Source organism: Staphylococcus sp. EG-SA-10 (genome assembly GCF_017151945.1).
In the GTDB taxonomy this organism is placed as follows: Bacteria; Bacillota; Bacilli; order Staphylococcales; family Staphylococcaceae; genus Staphylococcus; species Staphylococcus aureus.
Genome location: NZ_JACVZJ010000001.1, coordinates 18,778 through 44,700 on the forward strand (window position 1 = coordinate 18,778; position 25,923 = coordinate 44,700).

Consider the following 25,923-nt stretch of genomic DNA (forward strand, 5'->3'; position numbering starts at 1 on the left):
CGTTCTTTTATTTCGAACGCGCTTCATCTATTCCACTAATCTTTGATTTAAATTCAATGCTTGCAAATGATGTGTTAAATGTATTGTAACATGTTAATATCACTATTAACTTTCATTTCAGTTGAAATACTATATAATAAAAGTAACAAAAAGTACGGAGGTAATGACATGAGCATAGTTCAGTTATATGATATTACACAAATAAAATCGTTCATTGAACATTCGAATTATGAATCAGCATCATACTTATATAAACTTCCTCAACAGTACAATGAAATAGATGTATTAATAACCGATGCGATTGAATCACCCGGTGTATTTTCGATTAAAGAAAACGATTCAATCAAAGCAATCATATTGTCTTTTGCATACGATAAAAATAAATTCAAAGTCATAGGCCCTTTCGTGGCTGACAATTATGTATTATCTGTCGATACGTTTGAAACGCTGTTTAAAGCAATGACTTCGAACCAACCTGACGATGCTGTCTTTAACTTTTCTTTTGAAGAAGGCATTCAACAATACAAACCATTAATGAAAGTTATTCAAGCAAGTTATAACTTCACCGACTATTACATAGAAGCCCGTACAAGATTAGAAGAAGATATGCACCAACCAAATATCATTCCTTATCACAAAGGGTTTTATCGTGCTTTCAGCAAATTACACACAACTACATTTAAATATCAGGCACAGTCACCGCAAGATATCATTGATAGTTTAGACGACCATCATCATTTGTTTTTATTTGTTAGCGAAGGTTTACTTAAAGGTTATTTATACCTTGAAATTGATTCACAACAGTCAATCGCCGAGATTAAATACTTCAGTTCTCATGTAGATTACCGTTTGAAAGGTATCGCTTTCGAGTTGCTTGCGTATGCATTGCAATATGCTTTTGATAACTTTGATATTAGAAAAGTATATTTTAAAATTCGTAACAAAAATAATAAACTCATCGAACGATTTAATGGTCTAGGTTTCCATATCAACTATGAGTACATTAAATTCAAATTCGAATCACGTAACGTAAAAGATCAAACAATCCCTGAATAAAATACCAAGCAAATACCCCACAGTACATCATTAGCATGTATTGTGGGTTTTTCTACTTTTTGTAAATATTGAAAATTATAAGTAGTTGTTTTTTACTATTAGGGCAGAATGCTTTACAATAACATGCAAGTGTCAATTAAGGGGAGCACTTGCATAAATAGTATAGGAGAGTGAGTAGTCTTGCAATTTCTTGATTTCTTAATCGCACTTTTACCTGCTTTATTCTGGGGAAGTGTCGTTCTTATTAATGTGTTCGTCGGCGGTGGACCTTACAACCAAATTCGTGGTACGACGCTAGGCGCACTCATTGTTGGATTAGGTTTACTTATTACTGGTTTCGCAAAATTCAATAATCCTACTGTAATTATTGTCGGTCTTATTTCTGGTGCATTATGGGCGTTTGGACAAGCGAATCAGCTTAAATCTATTAGTTTAATCGGTGTATCAAATACTATGCCAGTTTCTACAGGTATGCAATTAGTTGGTACAACATTATTCAGCGTTATCTTTTTAGGTGAATGGTCTTCAATGACTCAAATTATCTTTGGTTTAATCGCCATGATATTATTAGTTACTGGTGTAGCACTTACTTCACTTAAAGCTAAAAATGAACGTCAATCAGATAATCCTGAATTTAAAAAAGCAATGGGTATTTTAATTGTATCTACAGTTGGATATGTAGGTTTCGTTGTACTTGGTGACATCTTTGGTGTTGGTGGAACTGATGCATTGTTCTTCCAATCTGTCGGTATGGCAATTGGTGGCTTTATCCTATCCATGAATCATAAAACATCACTTAAATCAACAGCACTTAATCTATTGCCAGGTGTGATTTGGGGAATTGGTAACTTGTTCATGTTCTATTCTCAACCAAAAGTTGGTGTAGCTACAAGTTTCTCATTATCACAGTTACTTGTTATCGTTTCAACATTAGGCGGTATTTTCATTTTAGGAGAAAGAAAAGATCGTCGTCAGATGACTGGTATTTGGGCAGGTATTATTATTATCGTGATAGCTGCTATAATTCTAGGTAATTTGAAATAGAAAGTTAAATACTCATGTAACGTAAAAATGTTATCGTTTCTGAAAATTATCATTCACTTATAGAATGATTAAAATTAATTTTCGAGAATTTTACGTTGAATGTTCCTCTATATGTCCCAGGAAATACATGGCTCTAAAAACAAAACACAATAACACATCATGACATTATTCATGCGTTTTAAGACTTTAAAATTAGCGATACTCTTAAAGTCTTGATGATATTCGTTTATCAAGTATGCGCCATACATATGAAGTGGATAGCTGCATAACGCACTACATTATCTGCTAGAATGTATGAGTTGAACAACTATGTCATAAATAAAAGCCCCCTTTTCACAATATGCATTTACATGTTGTGGTAAAGGGGGCTCTCATTTTCTACGAATACTAAAATGGATTTTATTTTCAAATGTGTAAACTAGACAAACACTGCCTGATACACGTACAAAATAATGATACTAATAATGATTGTTAAATTGGTCGTCATACCTATAAATGGCAGCGTTCGATATTTAAACTGAATACCATAAGAAATAATTGCGACACCAACCGGGAACATCCAAGTGACCAACAATGTCGTCTTAATCATATCATCTGATACCGGTAGCAACACATGTACTAACAATCCCGCAACTAATGCTAATCCATAATGTAAACATAAATATTTAATAGTAGCAGGTATATACTTTCTTTCCAGAGTAAAATTCAACATGACACCTAGCAAAATCATTGATAACGGCATATTTGCATGGGAAAGTATGCTAAAGAAATCGATTGCCACATGTGGTAAATGGATGTGACTTATATTCAATATAAACATTACAATGTATGTAACGAGTGGCACTGATTGTAATAATTTCTTACCTAAATATTTAAAATCGAATTGATCACTACCTTCACTAAAGTAGCTACCTACAAAGTAAGTAATTCCAAACATCACAAAGGCACCACCTATATCAGCCATACCAAAATAAATAAGTCCCGTTTTAGGCCATATCACTTCAATTAGTGGATATGCAAACAATCCAATATTCATAGCACCAGTCATCATACCTACTGATCCACGCATGTGATTATCATATTTTCTAAAAAACCAGACAGCAATCATTTTCGCCACAATACCATAGATAATCATTAAAATTGGTAAAATGGAGAATGACAATTTTAATTCTGCACTGTTTAAATTCACAATAACTAAAGATGGGAGTGTGACATTAAGAACTAATGTAGCAATGACTTGACTATCTGTTGCCTTTATATAATTAATGCGCTTTAAAAAGTAACCAAGCGCAATTAATAAAATAATCATAGTAAATTGTTCTGTCACTGTTACCCCTTCTTTCAATAACCTTCATAATTTATAACTTTAACATACTCCACAGATATTTTAGAAGTCTACTGTTTCATGCTATAATCTACATTAAATGCACTTAATTATATTTCAAAGGAGTGTTATAGTATGTCTTTAGAAAACCAACTAGCCGAACTTAAATATGATTATGTTCGTCTTCAAGGTGACTTAGAAAAACGGGAATCTTTGAATTTAGATACTTCCGCACTTGTTCGTCAACTTAAAGATATTGAAAATGAAATTAGAAACGTTCGTGCTCAAATGCAAGATTAATAATCTATCATTCAGACAATAAATGCTTTTCATTACATAAATTTGACTAGCATTACTCTGAATACGTTATATTGATGAATTGCTTCATTTTTCGCTTAATTACATCTAGAATCACAAGATGTTGTCGTGTTATGATTTAGTGTCTCATTAACAACATACGCGCATATCTATCACAACTGTTTTCTACGCTGCTGTACCTACATGAACCCTTTGAAACGGAGAGGAAGTTATCATATGCAATTTTATCTGATTTTACTAGCAATACTTTATCTAATTGTTAGTTTTATTAGTATTTTTAAAATGGAAGTTATATTTACTCGCATTTTGAGAATTATTATGGGTGTGTTGTTATTATTCGTCTTAGCATTAACGACGATGAGTTTTCCAAAAGAGAATTGGTGGGTATTTATCGTCTTATTACTCTTAGTCGGTAATGTCGAAGTGACAGGATTTAAAATGCTTAAAAAAGATCTAAAAGGCGTAAACATCTTGAATTTAATGTCATTATTTATCTTTGTCATATATTTCATCTTAACCATCGTATTATTCTAAGTAATAAACAAAGCATGCAATAACATAATTGCAACCTTATATTATCATCAGATTACATATCGAATGCCAGTATTGTTTTATTAACACATCGATTAAATCGCACGTGAAATAAGGTCTAAAATTTCAAATTTTAAAAAGTCATAAAAGTAGTCAATATCATGACCGCTTTTATGGCTTTTATATTATCTATCGTTTAGTGAATCGTTTTTTTAAAGTAAAGAGAATTTCATATATTACTGGTACAACTACAAGTGTTAATAAAGTTGATGAAATTAAACCACCAATAACTGTAGCAGCTAATCCTTTCGAAATAAGAATCGAGCTATCTTGACCAAATAACAAAGGAACTAATGCACCGATTGTTGCAATCGCCGTCATTAATATCGGTCTAATTCTAGTACCGCCTGCTTCGATTAATGCTTCTTTCATCTCCATGCCCTGTTGCTCATTATTAATGACACGGTCTATTAACACAATGGCATTTGTTACTACAATTCCAATTAACATTAGCATACCAATTAAACGTGGTACTGATATTGTTTCTCCTGTGATTAATAGTGCAATAATTACACCGATAACTGTAAATGGTAAAGAGAATAAAATTGTAAATGGTGCTAGGCCACCTTTAAATGTAATAACTAGGATTAAATATACGATAATGATTGCAGCTAACATTGCAAAGGCTAATTGTGTCATTGCATTGTTAATATCATCTGATGCACCACCGATATTAACCTTTACATTATTCGGTTTGTCCAAATTATTTATTTTAGACATCACTTGTCGTGTTGTGCCACCCACATCTTTATTTGTTACTTTAGCAGATACCGTCGTTGCATAATCACCTTGTTCTTGCGTCAATTTACTTGGTGTCGTTGTTTTAACTAACGTAGCTATATCTCCCAATTTAATCGTACCACCAGTCGGCTTTTTCAAAGTTATATTATTCAACTTATCTTCTGACCAGTCTGTTTGCTTATTTTGTTTGACTTTAACATCAACAGTTTTACCATTTTCTTTAACAGTCGTAACTGTTTTTTCTGGTAAGTTTTCATTCAAGTGCATTGCAAGTTGACTTGCAGAAATACCATTTTCTGCCGCTTTATTTTGATCAACTTTAATTTCATACTGATCATATGTTTGCGATAAATCAGATTTGACATTGGCTAGTCCTTTAACCTGTTTCATTTTCTGTTCAATATCTTTTACAGTTGATTTTATGGCATCCATTGATGGACCTTTCACAGTAACCTCTACAGATTTATTACCTGCACCTGTTCCTAAATCTTGATTTTTCCACTCTCCAGGATGTTTAAAGCCATCTGCATGTTTAATAACCTTATCCGCTTCTACATCAAAATTAGGCGTGTCATTATCATATTCAACCATGATTGCCATACTATTTGTACTACCCGTTGGATCTACTGGACTACTACCGCCAACTGAGTATTGAATTGTTTTTACATGCTTTTTCTGTTTTAAATATTTTTCAACATCTTTCGCATGATTCAACACTGCTTGCTCGGTTTCACCAGGCTTCGGTGTATAAGTAATAGCTAAAAATTTATCGTCACCTGCTGAAATAAAGCTAGTGCCTAGTCTCGGTCCTCCAAATACAATAGTTGCAAGCAAAATTAATGTACTTAATATAATTACAATCCACTTATGATTTAATGACCAATGTAATACTTTTTTATAAGTTGTACTAACAACACCTAATCCTTCTTGATGTTGTTTATTACGACGTTTAACGCCTTTTTTAAATAGTGTAGCTGCCAACGCTGGAACGAGTGTAATTGACACTAATAACGATGCTAATAAACTAAATGCAATAGCCAATGCAAAAGGTCTAAACATTTCGCCTACTGAACCTGATACAAACACAAGTGGTAAAAAGACGATAATAGTAACTAGTGTCGATGACATTATTGGTTTAAATACTTCAGTTGTCGCACTGATAATTAAATTTTCACCTTTTAGTTGTTCTTCTGAATCTGTTAATCGTCGATAAATATTTTCAACAACTACAATCGAATCGTCTATCACACGTCCAATCGCTACTGTTAATGCACCTAACGTTAGTATATTCAATGAAACATCACTCAATTTTAGAGCAATAAGCGCCATAAGAAGTGATAACGGAATGGATATAATAGAAATTGCCGTCGTACGAATGTTTCTTAAAAACAGCAAAATAACTATAATTGCCACGATTGTACCTAATGATGCTTTTTCAATCATCGTATAAAGTGATTTCTCAACAGGCTTTGCAGTATCCATTGTTTTTGTGACATTAAAATCTTTATTTTCATCAACGAATGTATCAATTTTACGTTGTACATCTTTGGCTACTTGAACTGTATTGGCATCTTGAGCTTTAGTTATTTGTAAATTAACCGCATCCTTGCCATTCGTTTTAGAAATAGAAGTACGCACATCACCAACTGTAATATCAGCTAAATCTCCTAGTTTCGCTGTCGGCATACCACTTATATTATTTGATGCTGACGCTTTTGAATTTTGCTGCGGTGATGCCTGATTAACATCTGACATGGCTGAATTTTGTTTATTGTCACTTTGGGATTGAGATTGCCCTTGTCCTCCTGCCAACGTTAATGGAATATTTATGTTTTTAAAAGCATCAACAGATTGATATTGACCATCAACAACAATTGATTTATCTTTATCACCAAATTGGAACAATCCAAGTGGTGTTGTTCTTGTTGCCGTTTTTAGATAGTTTTCTACATCATCAGCAGTCAATCCATATTTTTCAAGTTCATTTTGCTTAAATTTAAGGGTGATTTCACGGTTCGTCTGCCCATTTAATTGCGCATTTTGCACACCATCTACCGTTTGTAATTTTGGTATTAATTGTTCATTCAGTACTTTCGTTACTTTTTTCAAGTCATTCTCTTTATTTGAAAATGAATATGCTAAAACCGGAAAAGCATCCATCGAATTACGTCTTAATTCTGGTTGACCAACTTCATCTTTAAATTTAATTTTATCGATTTCTTTTTTAAGCTGTTCTTCTGCTTTATCCATATCTGTATTATTTTCATATTCAACTGTTACAATTGAAGCATTTTGTATGGATTGCGTTTTAACATTTTTCACATATGCCAACGATCTTACTTGATTGTCAATTTTACTACTTATTTCATCTTGGGTACTTTGTGGCGTTGCACCCGGCATTGTTGTTGTAACTGAAATAACTGGATTTTGTACATTTGGTAGTAATTCTAATTTCAATTTAGCACTCGCGTATACACCGCCCAAGACAACTAAAACAACCATTAAAAAGATAGCAAACTTATTCCCCAAAGAAAATTGTAATAGTTTTTTTATCACAGTACTTCCCCCTCTTTCACTATATTCAAAAATATTTTACTCAACCATTCTATATTGTGTAAAAAAATCTGAACGCAAATGACAGTCTTATGAGCGTTCAGATTTCAGTCGTTAATCTATTTTCGTTTTAATTTACGAGATATTTTAATATTAGCTTTTGTTAAACGCGGTTTAACTTGCTCAATTAATTGGTACAATGGCTGATTCAATACATAATCAAATTCACCAATCTTTTCACTTAAGTATGTTCCCCAAACTTTTTTAAATGCCCATAAGCCATAATGTTCTGAGTCTTTATCTGGATCATTATCTGTACCACCGAAATCGTAAGTTGTTGCACCATGTTCACGTGCATACTTCATCATCGTATACTGCATATGATGATTTGGTAAAAAATCTCTAAATTCATTAGAAGACGCACCATATAAGTAATATGATTTTGAGCCAGCAAACATTAATAGTGCACCAGAAAGATAAATACCTTCAGGATGTTCCTTTTCTAAAGCTTCTAGGTCTCGTTTTAAATCTTCATTTTTAGCAATTTTATTTTGCGCATCATTAATCATATTTTGCGCTTTTTTAGCTTGCTTTTCAGATGTTTCCATCTTCTGCTGCCATTTAGCAATTTCGGCATGAAGTTCATTCAATTCTTGATTTACTTTCGCTATATTTTCTTTTGGATCCAACTTTACTAAAAATAGTTCAGCATCTCCATCTTCATGCAACGCATCATAAATATTTTCAAAGTAACTAATATCACGCGTTAAGAAGCCATCGCGTTCCCCAGTGATTTTCATTAATTCAGCAAATGTTTTTAAACCTTCTCTATCAGATCGTTCTACTGTCGTACCTCGCTTTAAAGCCAAGCGCACTTTTGAACGATTTCGGCGTTCAAAACTATTTAATAACTCATCATCATTTTTATCAATTGGTGTAATCATAGTCATACGTGGTTGGATGTAGTCTTTTGATAAACCTTCTTTAAATCCTTTATGTTTAAAACCAAGCGCTTTCAAATTTTGCAAAGCATCTGTACCTTTATCGACTTCAACATCAGGATCGATTTTAATTGCATACGCTTTCTCAGCTTTAGCAATTTCTTTTGCACTGTCTAACAATGCATTTAACGCCTCTTTATTACTATAATCAACAACAAAACCACGTGAAATATAACATAGCGTATAAGGTAATTTAGGTACTTTTTTAAAAAGTAACTGCGCAACACCCTGAATTTCACCGTCACGACCTACAGCGATTCTTCGCGCGTACCATCCAGTTAATTTCTTTGTTTCTGCCCATTTCGTTAATTGTAATAAATCTCCATTTGGGTGAGATTTAACAAATGCGTCATGTTCCTGATTAGTGATATGCATCTTTTCCATGATTTATGATATCTCCTTCTATTTAACAATACCTTTAATTATACAGTTTGTATCTTATAGTGTCGATTCAGAGCTTGTGTATGATTTGAACTCTTATTTTTGAAATGTCCATGCTCCAATTAATAGTTTAGCAAGTTCAAATTTACCCATTTTAATTGTGAATCATTTTATATCTATGCTTCCTGTTAAATTTAATGTTATCGTACAATTAATACTTTTCAACTAGTTACCTATACTTCAAAATACTTTCATCATCTAACACGATATTCATTTCTAACATGAACCAATTTGACTTCAATGAATAAATTTCTCCTCAAGCAACCACATTAATGTTCATATACAATTACCCCTGTTATAATGTCAATAATCTAACAATGAGGTGTTTGATATGAGAACAATTATTTTAAGTCTATTTATAATTATGAACATCGTTGCAATCATTATGACATTGAGTCAACCTCTCACCGTGAATTACTTTAGTTTACGGGTTATACTTATCTTTTTCACATTTATATTATCAATCTTTTTCATTTTAATTAAGTCATCACGATTAAATAATATATTAACGATTCTTTCCATTGTGCTTGCCATTATTCATATGGGCATTCTCGCTCATAGCACTTACGTATATTTATACTAATGGTTCAAAGCGATAAATAGCACCTCTGATAAAAATTGAATATGGTGAAGTTGCTTGTGCGTCTTTTATTATAACCGAATGATATTTTGAAACTTTACCATCTTCAATTCTAAAATAAATATCATCATTTTTTAAAATCAAATCTGTGTAATGGTCGTTCTCTTCTACAATGTCCATATCAAACCATTTCAACCAATTCGATACTGTTTGCGATCGGTTTTTACTTTTCACAATAACAGTTTCAATTGAAAATTGTTTTTGAAAATATTTTTGCAATTTTTTAGTACGCATGGAATCACTTTCTTCCCATTGAATAAAAAATGGTGGTTTAATTTCATCATCATCATCCTGATTCATTATATAAAGCAATTGCCACTTTACCTTACCATCTTTATGTGTATCTCTTTCCATTTGAATCGGCCCTACTACTTCAACCTGCTCACTTTGTAGTTTATTTTTAACTGCCTCAATATCATTTGTACGCAAACAAATATTTTTAAAGCCTTGCTCATACTTCTCTTGAACAATTTGAGTAGCAAAAGCGACTCCACCTTCTATCGTTTTTGCCATCTTTTTCAACTTTTCATTATTTTCTACATCTAGTAGCTCAATATAATTTTCATTGATATAACCTAATTTATTGAATGTTCCATATTTATGATGATACCCACCTGAATGTAATTTTATAACATCTCCTGGAAAACTAAACCGATCTAACTGATCTATATAATGAATGATGTGATCAAATTTCAATATCATTAGTATCCCCCTATTTACATGTAATTACGCTTATTTTAACAAAGTATAAATATTTTTGCTCTTAATAATTATATATTGATTTCTAATTGCCCCCGTTTTATAATTACTATTGTTGTAAAAAAGGTTAGCTAAGCTAACTATTTTATCTTAGGAGATGTCACTATGCTATCACAAGAATTTTTCAATAGTTTTATAACAATATATCGCCCCTATTTAAAATTAGCAGAGCCGATTTTGGAAAAACACAATATATATTATGGTCAATGGTTAATCTTACGCGATATAGCTAAATATCAACCCACTACTCTCATTGAAATTTCACATAGACGTGCAATTGAAAAGCCTACTGCAAGAAAAACTTTAAAAGCTCTAATAGAAAATGACCTTATTACAGTAGAAAACAGTTTAGAGGATAAACGACAAAAGTTTTTAACTTTAACACCTAAAGGGCATGAATTATATGAGATTGTTTGTCTTGATGTACAAAAGCTCCAACAAGCAGTAGTTGCCAAAACAAACATTTCGCAAGATCAAATGCAAGAAACCATAAATGTGATGAATCAAATTCATGAAATATTATTAAAGGAGGCACACAATGACTAATCAAGGCTCATTAAATAAATCACCTATTTTCACCAAAAGTTTTACAATTAACTTTTTAGTCAACTTTATCGTATACCTATGCATGTATTTGTTACTTGTAGTTATTGCTGGCTATAGTAAGCAAGCTTTCGACGCTTCCGATTCATTAGCCGGATTAGTTGTAGGACTATTTATTGTCGGGTCTTTAATTGGTCGATTTGCTACAGGTAAATTTGTAAATCAAATCGGACCTAAACGATTATTATTTATTGGTTTAATTGCTTTAATTATCACGCAATTACTTTATTTTATTGATGGATCTTTAGCTTTTTTAATCTTTGTACGTCTCATAAACGGTATCGCAACTGCAGTTGTGACAACTGCAACAGGTACTATTGCGGCATACGTTACCCCTGTTAATAGAAAAAGTGAAGGCATCAGTTTATTTTCCTTAAGTTTAGTATTAGGTACAGCGATTGGCCCATTTCTAGGCATGTTACTTATTACAAAATACGCAATTGACTTACTGTTTATTATTTGTGTCATATTAGGCATACTCGGACTCATTATCTCATTATTTATAAAAGTTGATTTCGAAGTAACAAATAACAAAACTGAAACTAATGTCATTGATAAACCAAGCTTTAGTATTCATCAATTTATTGCAAAAGAGGCCATTCCTGTTGCTGTAATTATGCTTTTAATTGGCGTTACCTATGCGTCCATCCTAACTTATTTACAAGCATTTGCTTTAGAGCGACACCTAGTCACTGCAGCAAGCTATTTCTTTATTTGCTATGCTATAGCATCGTTAATTACTAGACCTATTGCTGGTAGATTGATGGATGATAAAAATGAAAACATTATTGTCTACCCAGCATTTATCATGCTTTTCCTTTCATTTGTATGCTTAATTTCAAGCTATCAAAGCTGGTTAATATTACTTGCTGGTGCTTGCCTAGGTTTAGGGTATGGAAATTTATCATCTGCAATGCAATCTATTGCGATAAAAGTCTCACCCCCGATTAAATATGGTATCGCGACATCTACTTTTTACGTTGGTCTAGATGCAGGTGTCGGCTTCGGTCCATCATTCCTTGGGTTATTTACTCATATGTTTTCATATAGTGAAATCTTCGGCTTTATGGCCGCTTTAGCAATTATTACTATGCTTGTTTACTTCTTAATTCATGGACGTCATGTAACTAGAAATGCCATGAACTAAATATTTATATTCAAAAATAAAAAGCATGCCAATCTCTATTCATCATTTGTCTGTCCCCAAGACGCAATTATAATGTACTGATTGGCATGCTTTTTAAGTTTTTAGTTTGTAACGCTTAACACTTCTATTTCTTTAGTAATTTTATCTAACAATTTCTTTTGAGAAGTACTATAGAAATAGAATACTTGTCTTTCATCCGTTTCAGAACGCAATTTAGAAATAAGCTCTTTTTTATAGATTTTACGGATAATCACATCGATTTTACTTGTATCCCATAGCATTTCAAAATGTAATGTATCCCTCAATTCTTTACCGCTAATCTTTTCAGCTTCATACACTTTAAAAAGTACTACAAATTCTTCAATTGAAATCTTATGTGTTGTTTTTAACCAGTGCTTTAACTGACTTAACTCCCTTTCTGCTTCTATAAAACGTTGAACTTTATTACTCATAATATGATGCCTCCTATGTTTCTTCTTAGATGTTTGTAATTCATATTATTATACAATTACTTAAATTTATTATATATCAAATTTAGCATTTTATCTATTACAAATATTAAATTGCTGGCTATATCTTGTTTAGATTTATATCTTTTGGACAACTTGTTGTTTATTCGACAACATTTATACCTAAAAAAGATATATTACAACTCAATGGCATGGAGTGTGACACTAATGTTAAAGAACCACTAAAGATTTATTATGTAGTGATTCTTAAGAGTGGGATAGAAATGATATTCTCATAAAATTTTATTTCGTTGTTCCCCAACTTGCACATTATTGTAAGCTGACTTTTGTCAGCTTCTGTGTTGGGGCCCCGCCAACTTGCACATTATTGTAAGCTGACTTTCTGTCAGCTTCTATGTTGGGGCCCCGCCAACTTGCATTGTCTGTAGAATTTCTTTTTGAAATTCTCTATGTTGGGGCCCCGTTCCCCAACTTGCACATTATTGTATGTTGACTTTTGTCAGCTTCTGTGTTGGGGCCCCGTTCCCCAACTTGCACATTATTGTAAGCTGTCTTTCTGTCAGCTTCTGTGTTGGGGCCCCGCCGATTTGTAAAAACATTAAAAACGATCATTTCTATTAAATCTGGCATAGATATGACCGTTTTTACTTTAATAAATAATATTGTATTTTAGGGAGTAAGACAGAAATATTAAAGAATCTCTAATGATTTAATATGTAGTGGTTCCTACACATTAACCACCAATATAATTCATGTTTATCTTTTTACGTTGACGATTGGCAACTGTTTGAGCAGTTCTCTCATCTGAATATCGATCATCTCTTATTTGCCATAAAGCTTTAAATTGTTCTTTTAATTCTTCGTCGGTCACGCCAGAACGAATAAACGCTTTAACGTTAAATCCATCGACAGTTGCAAATAAACATCCGTAAAACTTCCCATCTGATGACAGCCTTGCGCGTGTACATGTAGAACAAAATGATTGTGAAACACTTGTAATCAAACCAAATTGAACACCATTATCCTTATGGCGATAATATTTTGCTACTTCCCCAAAATATTTTGGTTCTACAGGATCGATTTCAAAGTGCTGCTCTATCATAGTAAGCATTTCATCTTTAGTTACAACTTTGCTGAAATCCCATCCATTATCATTACCAACATCCATAAATTCTATAAATCGAATCTCTATATGTTTGTCTTTAAAATATTCAAGCATTGGTATAATTTGATCATCGTTAATACCTTTTTGTATAACAACATTTACTTTTACATTCAAACCAATAGACGTCGCGTAATCAATTTGTTCTAAAATCGTAGTCGCTTTAATATTACGATTATTGATTGATTGAAATAGCGTATCATCAATAGCATCCAAACTGACATTAATTCTGCGTAGCCCAGCATCATATAACTTTTGTCCATGCTTTTTTAATAACAAACCATTTGTAGTCAAACCAATATCTTCAATACCATCGATTTGATTTAATTTAGCTATAAGTACATCTAAATCCCGTCGCATCAATGGTTCTCCACCTGTAATGCGTATTTTTTTCACACCTAATTCTGCATATACTTTAGCGATTCTAGCCATTTCATCAAACGTTAACAGTTCATTTTTAGGTAAAAATACGAAATCATCTCCAAATACCTCTTTAGGCATGCAATAATCACACCTAAAGTTACACCGATCTGTCACAGATAAACGTAAGTCACGGATGGGACGTCCTAGTTTATCTTTTATTTGTTCTACCATTTGTGGACCTCCTAACGGCTTACAATTTTTGAATTAAAGCGTCCAAATCATGCTGATAATTTATATTTTTGTACCAATATGAGGGCGCATCTACATCCCTGACATCCAAATAATCCGTTGATAATTCATGATATACATTTTTAAAACTATAATTATCAGAATGTAGTGCTTTAGTTATAGCGCCTAATGCATTCGGACTATAAAATGCAATTGTTGGAATAAAACGTCCATCTTCTTTAAAAGCTGCGACATCTAAATGATTTTCAATAAGATGAGAAACTAAAAACTGATACAACGTGCTTACAGCTTTACCAGTAATCATTGGTGTATCAACAGAAACGACAAAAAACAATTCTTCTTCAGGATGTTGCTTCATGATTGTATAAATTCCTGCTAATGGACCTTTATCATTATGATTCTCATCATCTATAACAACATTTGGATATTTAAATTGCGTTGCCAATTGCGCATTTGTACTAATAATAATTTCATTGAACATATTTGTTGATTCTAATGTCTTAATTACTCTACTATAAAAGGTCTCACCGTTCACTTCCGCAAAAGCTTTGGGCTTACCAAATCGTACTGAATGACCACCTGCAAGAATTATTGCTTTCATGCTCGCTTAACCTCCACTAACCGGTGGAATTAATGCAACAGTATCATTAGGTTGAATGAAATCTGATTTTTGTACAAATTCCTCATTTACAGCAACTTGAAACTTTTTATTATTGATTTGCGGATAACGTTCAAACAATAAATCTTCAAATTGTTGCACAGTCAATGCTTGTTCAAGCATAATATCTTCCTGTGCTTTTTGTAATATATCTTTAATTTCTGCGAAGTAAAGTACCTTCATCTCTCTTATTCCTCCCTCTTCGCTTCTTCATAATTCCCTTTTTGATGCCCTTGCCATTTTGAACCATCTTCCCAAATTTCTTTTTTCCAAATCGGAACAATTTCTTTTATACGCTCAATTGCATATTCATTTGCTCGATAGGCATCTTTACGATGCGGTGAAGAAACTGCAATTAATACAGCGATATCTGAAATTTGTAATGGCCCTATTCTATGAACAATACTCGTTATCGTTCCAGGCCATTTTTCATTTATTTCATCTCCAATTTGTGCCAATTTCTTTTCAGCCATTGGAATATACGCTTCATATTCTAAATATTCCGTTTTGACGCCTTTAGTCCATTCACGAACATGACCGGTAAAAACAACTACTGCACCTTGATATTCATTTATAGTGAATTCACGATATTGTTCTGTTTGTATCGGTTCTGTCACGATTTCAAATTGTTTCATTCATTTCAATCCTCTATGTTAATTGTGTATCACAATCATTTTTAATTTTATTTAATAACCATTGCTCAAATGCTGTAAAATCTTCATGCTCCCTAACATTAATGCTATAACAAACATTCGACAACTGTTGTAATACTTGCAACTCTTCTTCATTTCGATAGACTACGACTTTTTCAAAATCAGCATTTTTAAAGCCTTCAACTAATACGATATTGGTGTCAATTGTAACAGATTTTTCAATAATTTGAGTAAGATTTTGATTATCTACACGTGTTACAGTTTGCTGATATTGAAATCCTTGTACAATACTTTGATCTGCCCCCGCTTCAAAATGCTTCATGTGATCGACGTCTGAATCCTGTAATTGAATATCTTCCTTACCATGCCCATGATGTTTAATAGTAGCAACTGTATAACCATGTGACTTTAAGAAAGAGACAATATACCTCATCAATGTTGTCTTACCAGACTTTTTGTAACCTACAATTTGTAAAATCATAAAAGAAGTTCCTCTTCAGCAGCGTCAGATTCAGTCAATATAATATCTACTGTATGACCCGCTTTAAAACCACGTGACCCTCCTGGTAACATGACCATACAGTTAGCATGTGCAATCGCTACAACCGCACCTGATTTATTGAATCCTGAAGGTACTACAGTAGCTCCAGCACTTGTTAACGTTGCTTTAGCACGTATAAATCGTGTGAATGGGTTTGCCTTGGTAAAATCTTCCATTAATGTTGCTTTAATTATTTGCGGGAAGACTTCTAGTGCGCCACACATATGTTTAACAGCTGGTTTCACAAATAGTTCAAATCCTGTAAAACAAGCTGATGGATTTCCAGATAATCCAAACAAATATTTTCCATCTGCAAATGCAACCGTTGTTACGCTACCAGGACGCATTGCTACTTTATTAAATAACACTTCCGCCTTTACAGCCTTATAAATCTCAGGTAAATAGTCAAAATCTCCAACAGAAACTCCGCCCGTTGTAATAACGATATCATGTTTTTCCATAGCTTCTTTAACGACTTGTATACCACTATCTAAATCATCTTGTTGTGTTTTGTAAATACCAACTTCAAGACCTAATTTTTCTGCTAAGGCACGAATCATTGGACCATTAGAGTTACGAATTTTTCCATCTTCTAATACATCATTAACATCTAATAATTCGCTTCCTGTTGCAATAACAGCGACGCTTGGTTGCTTAATAACTTTAACCTCTGCATAGCCATATGTTGCAAGGACCGCAATAGCCCCTGGATTAATTACTTGTCCTTTTTTTAGAACAACATCGCCTGTCGTTGTTTCTTCACCTTTTAAAGATATATTTTCATTTTTTGAAAATGGTTTACGAATTGTAAATGTATCTTCTAGTTCAATCGTTTGTTCAAACATAACAACAGCATCTGCGCCATTAGGTATTTGTGCTCCAGTCATAATACGCACCGCTTCGTGATCCCCAACTAATTTATCAGAAACTGAACCTGCACCAATATGATCAATCACTTTAAACTCAATGCGATTCTGACCACTTGCCCCTTGTGAATCAACACTGCGAATTGCAAAACCATCATAAGGTGATTTATCAAACCTTGGTATATCATAAGTAGCTACAATATCTTCTGCTAAGATATGATTTAGACTTTTTTCAAGTGCTACCGTAATTGCCGGCATTGAACTCTGCTGATTAACGATACGTTGAATTGCTTCTTTAACTGGGATTGGGTTTCTTTTTTCTACTACCATTAAAAATCATCTCCAAAACTTTTATTTTTTCATGATATACTAGATGCACTAGGAGGGGTAAAATGACTGAGTTTACTCATATTAATCAACAAGGCCACGCCAAAATGGTCGATGTATCAGACAAACAAATTACAAAAAGAACTGCTGTCGCTCATTCAAGCATTACTGTGAATGAAACTATTTATAAGCAGATTTCTAATAACACCAATACCAAAGGCAATGTATTGAACACTGCTCAAATCGCTGGTATTATGGCTGCCAAAAATACATCAACAATTATTCCGATGTGCCATCCATTACCATTGACTGGCATAGATGTTCACTTCAGCTGGGATGAAACAAATGCACCCCTTTATACTTTAAACATTCAAACAACTGTCTCTACAACTGGCAAAACCGGTGTTGAAATGGAAGCTTTAACCGCTGCATCAGCAACGGCTTTAACCATTTACGACATGACGAAAGCAGTTGATAAAGGTATGATTATTGGCGAAACCTACCTTGAAAGCAAGTCTGGCGGTAAATCTGGAGATTTTCAACGCCAATCAGGTCAATAAATTATTTTGTAAGCTCATGAATCAGATGATTTAATTCTGGTTTAATGAGCTTTTCTAATGCTAATTTAACTGCGCCTGTTGATCCTGGAATCGAAAATATCAATTTATTATTAACTGTACCTGCTACAGCACGAGACAATAATGCACGTGTGCCAACATCTTCTACATAACTCAAATATCTAAATAATTCCCCAAAGCCTTCTATCTCTTTAGTTAAAAGTGGTTTTACTGCTTCAATCGTCACATCACGTTGTGCAATACCCGTTCCACCAGTCGTAATGATGACATCAATATCTTCTTCTAACCACTTCTTCACCTGCGTCGTGATGGCTAATTTTTCATCTTTCACAATTGTATAATGTGCGTCACTCACTTCAACGTCATCTGCTTGTAACAATTGGCGCACGCATTGACCACCTTTATCTGTATCAAAGTCTCTAGTATCTGATACCGTTAGTACGGCTGCTTTAACTGTACGATTCAATTTAACGTTTTGATGTTCGCCCATAATATTACACTCCTTTTGTCTTATCTTTTTTTATCCAAACAATAAATTCATTAGATGTGTGGCATCTGATGTGCGTGTCATGCCATGTATTAAAAACCTTCCACCTTTAAAAGCAACAATGCGGTGTCCTTTAAATTCAAACATAACCATATACGAATTACTGCGATAATTTAGTTGATGTTGTTTTAAAAATTGAACAAGAATGTCGTGTGTAATTGATGCATTTTCATACTGTACAGTGTCTCTACCACACAATGTTGCATAACGTTGTTCATTCTTGTTTAAATACGGATAACTTGGTACATCTCCACAAGTTGTACAGGCTGAACGTTGCATTTTACTGAAACCAAATGAATAATGACTACCTTCCCAAATATCGCCATAAGTTATTTTTGTGTCAATTGGTTGTTCCGTTAATACTTTCATCGCATCTCTTAATTGTAAACTTGTTGCCATCGTCACGGCAGGTTGAATGACCCCTACTGTATCACATGTTAAATTTAATGCTGGCAATTGTGGTACCAAACAGTTAAAGCAAGGTGTTTTACCAGGTATAAATGCAGCTTCTGTATATGTACTCTGTACAACACCACCATAAATCCAAGGTATACGATGTTTATATGCAAAATCATTAATCAGTTGTCGTGTTTCAAAGTTATCGGTTGCATCAATAATAACGTCAACGTCCTGTCCATGTGTTTCCAAAAAATAATAATCCACATGGGCAATATAATCATCAATATCAACATCACTACGTAACGCTAGCAAATGCTTTTTAGCTGCAACCACTTTAGGCATCATTTTCAAAGCATCTTCTTCAGTAAACAATGTTTGTCTTTGTAAATTACTAAATTCAATATAATCTCTATCAACAATGATTAGTTTAGCAATGCCTGCTCTAACAAGTCCTTCAGCCACATGTGTACCTAATGCGCCCATACCAATAATCAACGCACATTTTTGATTTATTTTGCTTTGACCTATTTCACCTATTTGTTTAAATAAAATTTGCCTTGAATAACGTTCTTGACTCACATTAAGTTATCCTTTCTTTTTATCATTACTTTCATTATATGACGCGCGTCAATGTCTCTCAAAAAACTGCCCCTAAAAAAGAGTTTAAAACATCATTAAAATGCTGATAGAAGCATGCACTTCTACAATTTTAAATACGTTCTAAACTCTTTAATGGCAAATAAATGATTACCCAATTGTAATAATTTCATGAGCCATTTGTTCTGCTTCATAGTTTGAATGTGTCACAAATATGATTGGTATTTGCCATTCGTTGAAAATACGTTTAACTAATGTAATACTCTCATCTTTTGTAGTATCATCCAAACTAGAAAAAGGTTCATCTAATAAAATTAAATCTGGTTTCGTGCTAAGTGCACGCGCAAGTGATACACGTTGTGCCTCTCCACCTGACAATGTCATAGGATATTGTTTCATCAAATGATCAATGTTTAAAGTTTGAATTAATTGATCGATGTGTTCAGATGGTTCAGCCATAAAAGTAATATTTTTATAGACCGTCATATTAGGAAACAATTGGTAGTCTTGAAACAGATATCCAATACGTCGTTGTTGAATTTTAACATTCACGTTTTTTGCCGTATCAGTTAGCAATTGCCCATTCACTTCGATAATAGCTTCATCTGCTTTACGTAATCCGGCAATCATATTTAAAACAGTAGTTTTACCAATGCCAGATGGACCACGAACTGCATAAATTTTTGGTTCAGTATCATTTATATTGATGCGAATTAAAGTGTTCTTTAATTGATATTTCAAATTGATTTTAAGCATCTAGTCGACCTCCTTATATTTATCTTTATTCAATAAATTAATTGTAGATATAACCACAATAGAGAATGCGACTAGCACTAATACCCATAACCACGCTTCATTTTCTCTACCTTGTTCCACTAAGAAGTATATTTCTAAAGGTAGTGTATTGGTTTTATTTGGAATATATCCTGCAACCATTAATGTAGCACCAAACTCACCTAATGCACGAGCAAAACTCATCATTATACCTGCTAAAATAGAGCGTTTAGCTAATGGTAAAATTAATTTGAGGAAAATTTTCGTTTCACTTGCTCCCATTGTTCTAGCTGTATTAATCATTTTCGTGTCTATACCTCTGAAGCCTTGCACAGTATGTTGATACATTAGTGGAAAACTAACAATGACAGATGCTATCACAGCACCTGTCAAAGTGAACACTACAGGTAAATGTAGTACATTCGCAAAGAATTGACCGATTGGTCCTCTTGGCGAGAAGATGATTAATAGAATAAAACCTAATACCGTTGGCGGTAAAACAATAGGTAATATCAATAAACTTTCCAATACTTTTACCCACGAACCCTTACGACGATACAACCATTTAGATATAAAAATACCTAAAACCGTTACAATAATCGTACTGATTACAGCAACTCGTATTGATATCCAAAAAGGTGTTAAGTCAGGCATGGATTACAACTCCTTATGCTGCAAAGTGGTATTCTTTTAATATTTCTTTAGCTTTATCTGATTTTAAGAATTCCATCCACTCTTTTGCTAATTTACTATCTGATGTAGCACCAGCTTCGTATGTGATTGGCTTCTTAAGTTCTACTTCTTTAATTACTTTTACAGTATCAATTTTTTTATTTTGTTTATATAAGTCAGTTTTATACACAAAACCTTGTTTCGCATTACCCTTTTCAACATAATTTAATACTTGTTTTACATCTTTAGCATAAACGATTTTACTTTCGACTTCTTTATATAAGTTATTGTTATCTAAATACTGTTTCGCATATTTTCCTGCTGGTACAGTTTTCACTTCACCTAATGCTAATTTATCATTGTCTTTTAAGTCTTTTACTGAAGTGTAATTTGAATCTTTATCACCAATTAATACTAGACTATTTTTCGCATATTTATATGTATCATGTGCTTTATTCTTGTCTTTTAATGCATCTACATCTTTAGTATTTGCAGACATAAATACGTCAACAGGTGCGCCTGATTCAATTTGTTTTCTTAATGCCCCTGATCCACCATAGTTAAATTTAATATCAGCATTTTTATGCTCTTTTTTAAATTCTGAAGCTAATTTCTTGGTTACATCTGTTAAACTTGCTGCCGCTGCAACTTGAATTTCTTGTTTCTTACCATTGTCTGCGTCATCTTTTTTACTTTCATTATTATCGTTAGAATTAGAGCAACCAGCTAATACTAAAAGCATTGCAATCACAACAGCAAATAAACGTTTCATTTTCATTGAGCGCTCCCCCCATTTTTAATTATATTTACATTTTCATTATACACTTACTATTATATTTGAAAAGAACCGTTGCCTGTTTATATATTGATTCAAACAATTGTCAAATTTTCATAAGATTGATATTTATTAATTGATGCCCTATTATGTACATTCTCGAAATCAATTTAAATCAAACTGATTGCTCGCTATTAATTTTTATCAATCAAATTTCAAACTTAAGCAAATATGTTAAAATTTTAAGCAAATTGCTTTAAAATAAAGTTCAAGCTAATTAAAGGGGTTAGATAATGAACAAAGATGTATCTTTAGGTCAACCAATTGTTAGATATGAAGATGGAAAATTATTCAATACAACAGATCAATATGTGACAGAATTTCCACTTACAATTATGGTGAATGGTGAAGAATTTGCGACTATTATATGCAGTCCAACAAATCTTGAGGAGTTAGTCATTGGATTTCTGGCTTCGGAAGGTGCCATTTTAAAGCGAGATGAATTAAAATCTGTACTGATTGATGATAGTAAAGGTTTTGCCCATGTTGAACTTAATAAAGATTTAGGCGATCGCTTTCAATATTCCACAAAACGAATGATTGCATCTTGTTGTGGAAAGAGTCGTGAGTTTTATTTTCAAAATGATGCTGCTATCGCTAAAACATCTATGTCTAAAATCACTTTAACTCCAATACAAATTATAAACATGATGACTCGATTACAAAGTGCAAGTCATATTTACCAAGAAACAGGTGGCTTACATAATGCTGCTATAAGCGATGGTTTGACATTTTTTGTACATCGACAAGACATTGGTAGACATAACGCTCTAGATAAATTATATGGATTTTGTATTCAGCGACATATTACTGTCCGAGATAAAGTATTAATTTTCAGTGGACGTATTTCATCAGAAATTTTAATTAAAGCCGCGAAAATTGGTGTTGGCGTTATTTTATCTAAATCGGCTCCGACAACGCTTGCTGTAACCTTAGCTAATGATCTAAATATTACGGCAGTTGGATTTATTCGAAATGGTGGCTTTAATATATACAGTCATCCAGAACGTATCATTGATTCTGAACAATAACATATTCATTATAGTGTGACATAATGAACGATATTCTACATGAATCAACAATATAAAAGCACTATTTTTATAAGTATAAGTAGCTCAAAACAATTTAAAAAGCAGTAAGTTGATTTCTACTCGAAACCAGCTTACTGCTTTTTTATTCTAATACAAACCTATCATCAATCGTTAATTTCCAATATCTTCTTTTAATATTTGATAACAAAATGATTGGTAAACATAACCTTGCTTTGCATACATATCTTTTGCTGTATCTTCACCATCTGCAACTAATATGATTGGTTTGTGATTTTTTGATATGGCGTATTCACCTATCAACGATTGAATTGTAGATCCAATTCCTTGGTGCCGAAATTGTTCTAATACACCAAATCCATCTAATTCAATGTAATTTTCACTTTCAATGACATCTACAACGCCAATAGGTTCATTATTTAAATAAGCTACTAAGCGTTTAATCACATCTTTTTGATAATGTTCCCTTACCATTTTTTCATGTGCATCTGCATAGTCTTTTCCAAATGGCAAACTAAATTGATATGCAACTTTTAAATAGGCATCTATATGCGACTCGTCAACGATGGCAATTTCAACGTCAGAGTTACGTGGCAAATTAGCAAGCGCATCACTTTCTATGGCATACAATTCCATAATACCTATTTCAAAATTCATATCTTTAAACATAGCCATCCAATGATTATCAAGTTGTTCATTTTCCGGGAAACTAAACGCATAATGATTTGAACCTTGATTTGTATGTAATTGATGTTGACGTTCTAAGTCTTTCAGCCATCGCTCTTCGGTAGGCGTCTTTTTATATATCCATGTGTTGCTTGTGTATCGTTGTGGAAAAGAAGGCGTTAAATAAATCAACTGCTCGTCGTCATTTTCAAATATAGTACCGTTACAATATATATCTGACATACTTATACTAGCCATTGACACCTACTCCTTTCACTTTAATAAATTTCAAAGCAACTTATTCAATTACTTTACTATCTTAAATATGATTATTTTAATCCCATAATTTGACGAAACTGCGAGTGATTAAGTAAAGCTGTACCAATCAAACTTGCTACAATTGCTTTTAATATATCACCAGGCAAATAAGCTAATGAAATTGAAATAGCTTTCGTAAATGGTATGTTAATAATCATGCCCATAATCAATGTACCAATAACATCTAATGCTATAACACCAAAAACTAAAATACCAACGAATAAAATCCAGAAATTAATTTCATTGATGAATCTATCACGAATCGCACCAATCATGAATGCTACAACTGGATATAATAGTAAAAACCCTGCTGAAGGACCTGCGAATACACCAATGCCACCGCGACCGCCTGATAACAGTGGCAAGCCAGCAACTACTAATAATAAAAAGACGATAACACTTAATGTGCCATATTTACGTCCTAAAATCACACCTGCTAAGAAGATACCAATGTTTTGAAGTACAATTGGTACTGAAGAAAATGGTAGTGGAATTACCGGTACCAATCCTAGAATAGCGATAATCGCTGTCATTAAAGCTGTATATACTAACTGTTTTGTTGTCATTTTTTACTTCCTTTCGTATTTCATGACCATTATTATAGCACCATTGTAAACTTTAAGAAACGAAAAGTTTACAATAAGTTGTTCTATATAAATTAAAACATTAATTATTCTACACAGCTGTTAATTTACTTTTTTAGCAAGTGTAGTTATATAGTCAAAAAATGCGTTGTTATCTACATGATTTATGACATTAATTTTGCGCCCATCTTTACACTCAAATGTCTTACCTTGACTTGGGCCATAACTTATTACATCTACTTTCTTCTCAATAGAATGAACCAAGTCCTTGTTACCAATATAAGCAGTCGTTAAAACATCCCATAAAAAGTATGTAGAATTTGTTATAAAGTGTGTTAATGGTGGTACCGCTGCATAACTTACTCCTAAAAAATCAATGCCCGTATATTGGCGTTCATTCGCCCATCTTTGTCTAACATCTAACGTTAGCGGTACTTGATTCGTACTTTCTAAAGCAATCATATCAATCTCTATATCGCTATCAAAAACAATTTTAACCGCTTCTGGATCCCAATATGCATTCCATTCTGCAGAACCATCATGTTCAGGTTCTTCAACATTTCCTTTTGGTAAAAAGGTACCACCCATCCAAACTAATTTTTCTATATACTGAACGATTGATGAATCTTTTTGTAGTGCTTTTGCTAAATCTGTAAGCGGGCCTGTAAATAATAATGTTACTTTTTCTGATTGTCTCTTTAAAGTTTGAATAATGTCTTCAAAGGCTTCTTTGTCGCTCACATTTGAAGCAACGTGTTTGACTGGCTCATTTAAAATTGGCAATGCGTCCATAAAAAAGGTATGCATACGCCATTCTTTAGGAAATGGATTTTTTCCTCGTTCATATGATGGCGCAACTTGAATATCTTCATTTGAAAAACGATTAATAATTTTTACTGATGCGCTCAAAGATGGCTCTAAATAACAATCAGCACCAATTGTACTGACCCCTATCAAATGAACGTTTTCCATTTGTAATAATAAAAATAGAGATACTAAATCATCTACACCACCATCGTGGTTAAAATAAACTTTCTTAGTCACTCGAAATCCCCCTTACATTTCATTTTCCATTAACAATATTATGTTTTTATAAAACGTTGTTATTTATCTTTCTACAAAATCATAACATTCTGTTGTAATCCTTTTAAACCTCTTCTTTAATTGATAGCCATTCCCTGATATGGCTTCCATAAAGTATGTATTAAAATAATTATGATATAACTTATTAATGAAGAGATACATTGAGCTATTTTCTCAGGTATACTACTTTAGCTGTAATAATACTAATCCATCATTAATTAAATTGAATGATAACAACGGCACTTATTATTTTAAAAAAAATACAAAACTCTAACTTTCTTGCTATAAAAATGAGAGCCTAATACAATATCAAA

General features: G+C 32.9%; 31 protein-coding genes. 10 read left to right on the forward strand and 21 right to left on the reverse strand.

Annotation, left to right across the window (positions count from 1 at the left end):
• Nucleotides 1-7: 7 nt before the first annotated feature.
• Nucleotides 8-103 (reverse strand): hypothetical protein, encoded by a 96-nt coding sequence (locus IDG45_RS00165; RefSeq protein ID WP_014532676.1) that lies wholly within the window; start codon nucleotides 101-103, stop codon nucleotides 8-10.
• A 65-nt stretch (nucleotides 104-168) separates the two neighbouring features.
• Here IDG45_RS00165 and IDG45_RS00170 point away from each other — a divergent pair, with 65 nt between their 5' ends.
• Together IDG45_RS00170 and IDG45_RS00175 are read left to right on the forward strand one after the other, a co-directional pair.
• Nucleotides 169-1,056: a GNAT family N-acetyltransferase gene (locus IDG45_RS00170; protein WP_000029536.1), complete on the forward strand. Its 888-nt coding sequence runs from the start codon at nucleotides 169-171 to the stop codon at nucleotides 1,054-1,056.
• Nucleotides 1,057-1,236: 180 nt separating this feature from the next.
• Nucleotides 1,237-2,100, forward strand: a complete 864-nt coding sequence (locus tag IDG45_RS00175; RefSeq protein WP_001159898.1) for a GRP family sugar transporter — start codon at nucleotides 1,237-1,239, stop codon at nucleotides 2,098-2,100.
• A gap of 107 nt (nucleotides 2,101-2,207) precedes the next feature.
• Here the strand turns inward: IDG45_RS00175 and IDG45_RS00180 are convergent, their stop codons facing one another.
• Entirely contained in the window at nucleotides 2,208-2,348 is a 141-nt protein-coding gene (locus tag IDG45_RS00180) for a hypothetical protein (RefSeq protein WP_014532677.1), read from the reverse strand.
• 170 nt (nucleotides 2,349-2,518) lie between these two features.
• Nucleotides 2,519-3,427 carry an AEC family transporter gene (locus tag IDG45_RS00185; RefSeq protein ID WP_000139197.1) on the reverse strand — a complete coding sequence of 303 codons (909 nt, stop codon included), beginning with the start codon at nucleotides 3,425-3,427 and terminating at the stop codon, nucleotides 2,519-2,521.
• 132 nt (nucleotides 3,428-3,559) lie between these two features.
• Here IDG45_RS00185 and IDG45_RS00190 point away from each other — a divergent pair, with 132 nt between their 5' ends.
• Both IDG45_RS00190 and mspA read left to right on the forward strand, forming a co-directional pair.
• Nucleotides 3,560-3,724, forward strand: coding sequence for an SE1832 family protein (locus IDG45_RS00190; protein WP_000051210.1), 165 nt, complete (start codon nucleotides 3,560-3,562; stop codon nucleotides 3,722-3,724).
• 234 nt (nucleotides 3,725-3,958) lie between these two features.
• Nucleotides 3,959-4,276: a membrane stabilizing protein MspA gene (gene mspA, locus IDG45_RS00195; protein WP_001161080.1), complete on the forward strand. Its 318-nt coding sequence runs from the start codon at nucleotides 3,959-3,961 to the stop codon at nucleotides 4,274-4,276.
• A gap of 186 nt (nucleotides 4,277-4,462) precedes the next feature.
• Here mspA and IDG45_RS00200 read toward each other — a convergent pair whose 3' ends face one another.
• The gene (locus IDG45_RS00200) at nucleotides 4,463-7,630 is read right to left on the reverse strand and encodes an efflux RND transporter permease subunit (RefSeq protein ID WP_111063820.1); all 3,168 of its coding nucleotides are present in this window, start codon (nucleotides 7,628-7,630) and stop codon (nucleotides 4,463-4,465) included.
• Between the two features lie 116 nt (nucleotides 7,631-7,746).
• Complete coding sequence (gene femX / locus IDG45_RS00205) at nucleotides 7,747-9,012, reverse strand: lipid II:glycine glycyltransferase (protein WP_000413856.1); 1,266 nt, start codon at nucleotides 9,010-9,012, stop codon at nucleotides 7,747-7,749.
• Nucleotides 9,013-9,400: 388 nt separating this feature from the next.
• Here femX and IDG45_RS00210 point away from each other — a divergent pair, with 388 nt between their 5' ends.
• On the forward strand, nucleotides 9,401-9,652 hold the full coding sequence (locus tag IDG45_RS00210; protein ID WP_001566779.1) for a hypothetical protein: 252 nt from the start codon (nucleotides 9,401-9,403) through the stop codon (nucleotides 9,650-9,652).
• Here IDG45_RS00210 and IDG45_RS00215 read toward each other — a convergent pair.
• Nucleotides 9,644-10,411: a VOC family protein gene (locus IDG45_RS00215; RefSeq protein ID WP_206171526.1), complete on the reverse strand. Its 768-nt coding sequence runs from the start codon at nucleotides 10,409-10,411 to the stop codon at nucleotides 9,644-9,646. The genes IDG45_RS00210 and IDG45_RS00215 overlap by 9 nt on opposite strands.
• Before the next feature lie 162 nt (nucleotides 10,412-10,573).
• Between IDG45_RS00215 and IDG45_RS00220 the strand changes: the two genes are divergently transcribed.
• On the forward strand, nucleotides 10,574-11,014 hold the full coding sequence (locus IDG45_RS00220; RefSeq protein ID WP_000951066.1) for a MarR family winged helix-turn-helix transcriptional regulator: 441 nt from the start codon (nucleotides 10,574-10,576) through the stop codon (nucleotides 11,012-11,014).
• Nucleotides 11,007-12,218 carry an MFS transporter gene (locus IDG45_RS00225; protein ID WP_000184421.1) on the forward strand — a complete coding sequence of 404 codons (1,212 nt, stop codon included), beginning with the start codon at nucleotides 11,007-11,009 and terminating at the stop codon, nucleotides 12,216-12,218. The genes IDG45_RS00220 and IDG45_RS00225 overlap by 8 nt, the downstream gene beginning before the upstream one ends.
• Before the next feature lie 101 nt (nucleotides 12,219-12,319).
• Here IDG45_RS00225 and sarV read toward each other — a convergent pair whose 3' ends face one another.
• Nucleotides 12,320-12,670, reverse strand: a complete 351-nt coding sequence (gene sarV / locus IDG45_RS00230) for an HTH-type transcriptional regulator SarV (protein WP_000066900.1) — start codon at nucleotides 12,668-12,670, stop codon at nucleotides 12,320-12,322.
• Nucleotides 12,671-12,795: 125 nt separating this feature from the next.
• Between sarV and IDG45_RS00235 the strand changes: the two genes are divergently transcribed.
• Entirely contained in the window at nucleotides 12,796-12,966 is a 171-nt protein-coding gene (locus IDG45_RS00235; RefSeq protein WP_031927354.1) for a hypothetical protein, read from the forward strand.
• Nucleotides 12,967-13,421: 455 nt separating this feature from the next.
• Here the strand turns inward: IDG45_RS00235 and moaA are convergent, their stop codons facing one another.
• The 6 genes from moaA to IDG45_RS00265 are packed head-to-tail and all read right to left on the reverse strand — an operon-like array spanning nucleotide 13,422 to nucleotide 17,510.
• Complete coding sequence (gene moaA, locus IDG45_RS00240; RefSeq protein ID WP_000230173.1) at nucleotides 13,422-14,444, reverse strand: GTP 3',8-cyclase MoaA; 1,023 nt, start codon at nucleotides 14,442-14,444, stop codon at nucleotides 13,422-13,424.
• Nucleotides 14,445-14,463: 19 nt separating this feature from the next.
• The gene (mobA, locus tag IDG45_RS00245) at nucleotides 14,464-15,063 is read right to left on the reverse strand and encodes a molybdenum cofactor guanylyltransferase MobA (protein ID WP_000643988.1); all 600 of its coding nucleotides are present in this window, start codon (nucleotides 15,061-15,063) and stop codon (nucleotides 14,464-14,466) included.
• A gap of 6 nt (nucleotides 15,064-15,069) precedes the next feature.
• Nucleotides 15,070-15,303 carry a molybdopterin converting factor subunit 1 gene (moaD, locus tag IDG45_RS00250; RefSeq protein ID WP_000866967.1) on the reverse strand — a complete coding sequence of 78 codons (234 nt, stop codon included), beginning with the start codon at nucleotides 15,301-15,303 and terminating at the stop codon, nucleotides 15,070-15,072.
• 5 nt (nucleotides 15,304-15,308) lie between these two features.
• Nucleotides 15,309-15,755, reverse strand: a complete 447-nt coding sequence (locus IDG45_RS00255) for a molybdenum cofactor biosynthesis protein MoaE (RefSeq protein WP_000808500.1) — start codon at nucleotides 15,753-15,755, stop codon at nucleotides 15,309-15,311.
• Between the two features lie 13 nt (nucleotides 15,756-15,768).
• Nucleotides 15,769-16,254: a molybdopterin-guanine dinucleotide biosynthesis protein B gene (gene mobB / locus IDG45_RS00260; RefSeq protein ID WP_000602951.1), complete on the reverse strand. Its 486-nt coding sequence runs from the start codon at nucleotides 16,252-16,254 to the stop codon at nucleotides 15,769-15,771.
• On the reverse strand, nucleotides 16,251-17,510 hold the full coding sequence (locus tag IDG45_RS00265; RefSeq protein WP_000259726.1) for a molybdopterin molybdotransferase MoeA: 1,260 nt from the start codon (nucleotides 17,508-17,510) through the stop codon (nucleotides 16,251-16,253). The genes mobB and IDG45_RS00265 overlap by 4 nt, the downstream gene beginning before the upstream one ends.
• Before the next feature lie 62 nt (nucleotides 17,511-17,572).
• Here IDG45_RS00265 and moaC point away from each other — a divergent pair, with 62 nt between their 5' ends.
• Complete coding sequence (gene moaC / locus IDG45_RS00270; RefSeq protein WP_000134534.1) at nucleotides 17,573-18,067, forward strand: cyclic pyranopterin monophosphate synthase MoaC; 495 nt, start codon at nucleotides 17,573-17,575, stop codon at nucleotides 18,065-18,067.
• Nucleotide 18,068: 1 nt separating this feature from the next.
• Here the strand turns inward: moaC and IDG45_RS00275 are convergent, their stop codons facing one another.
• From IDG45_RS00275 to modA, 5 genes are all read right to left on the reverse strand, one after another.
• On the reverse strand, nucleotides 18,069-18,575 hold the full coding sequence (locus IDG45_RS00275; RefSeq protein WP_000503814.1) for a MogA/MoaB family molybdenum cofactor biosynthesis protein: 507 nt from the start codon (nucleotides 18,573-18,575) through the stop codon (nucleotides 18,069-18,071).
• Nucleotides 18,576-18,605: 30 nt separating this feature from the next.
• Entirely contained in the window at nucleotides 18,606-19,610 is a 1,005-nt protein-coding gene (locus IDG45_RS00280; RefSeq protein WP_000076926.1) for a ThiF family adenylyltransferase, read from the reverse strand.
• Between the two features lie 168 nt (nucleotides 19,611-19,778).
• Nucleotides 19,779-20,384 (reverse strand): ATP-binding cassette domain-containing protein, encoded by a 606-nt coding sequence (locus IDG45_RS00285; protein WP_000913013.1) that lies wholly within the window; start codon nucleotides 20,382-20,384, stop codon nucleotides 19,779-19,781.
• Nucleotides 20,385-21,056 (reverse strand): molybdate ABC transporter permease subunit, encoded by a 672-nt coding sequence (gene modB / locus IDG45_RS00290; RefSeq protein ID WP_001113093.1) that lies wholly within the window; start codon nucleotides 21,054-21,056, stop codon nucleotides 20,385-20,387. It abuts the gene before it with no gap.
• Nucleotides 21,057-21,069: 13 nt separating this feature from the next.
• On the reverse strand, nucleotides 21,070-21,852 hold the full coding sequence (gene modA, locus IDG45_RS00295; protein ID WP_000782813.1) for a molybdate ABC transporter substrate-binding protein: 783 nt from the start codon (nucleotides 21,850-21,852) through the stop codon (nucleotides 21,070-21,072).
• Nucleotides 21,853-22,142: 290 nt separating this feature from the next.
• Here modA and fdhD point away from each other — a divergent pair, with 290 nt between their 5' ends.
• Entirely contained in the window at nucleotides 22,143-22,940 is a 798-nt protein-coding gene (gene fdhD, locus IDG45_RS00300; protein ID WP_001030819.1) for a formate dehydrogenase accessory sulfurtransferase FdhD, read from the forward strand.
• A gap of 171 nt (nucleotides 22,941-23,111) precedes the next feature.
• Here the strand turns inward: fdhD and IDG45_RS00305 are convergent, their stop codons facing one another.
• From IDG45_RS00305 to IDG45_RS00315, 3 genes are all read right to left on the reverse strand, one after another.
• Nucleotides 23,112-23,882: a GNAT family N-acetyltransferase gene (locus IDG45_RS00305; RefSeq protein ID WP_000146739.1), complete on the reverse strand. Its 771-nt coding sequence runs from the start codon at nucleotides 23,880-23,882 to the stop codon at nucleotides 23,112-23,114.
• 71 nt (nucleotides 23,883-23,953) lie between these two features.
• Nucleotides 23,954-24,508 carry a biotin transporter BioY gene (locus IDG45_RS00310; RefSeq protein ID WP_000208737.1) on the reverse strand — a complete coding sequence of 185 codons (555 nt, stop codon included), beginning with the start codon at nucleotides 24,506-24,508 and terminating at the stop codon, nucleotides 23,954-23,956.
• 120 nt (nucleotides 24,509-24,628) lie between these two features.
• A complete protein-coding gene (locus tag IDG45_RS00315) occupies nucleotides 24,629-25,570 on the reverse strand; it encodes a nucleoside hydrolase (RefSeq protein ID WP_000163412.1) in 942 nt (313 codons plus the stop codon).
• Nucleotides 25,571-25,923: the final 353 nt, after the last annotated feature.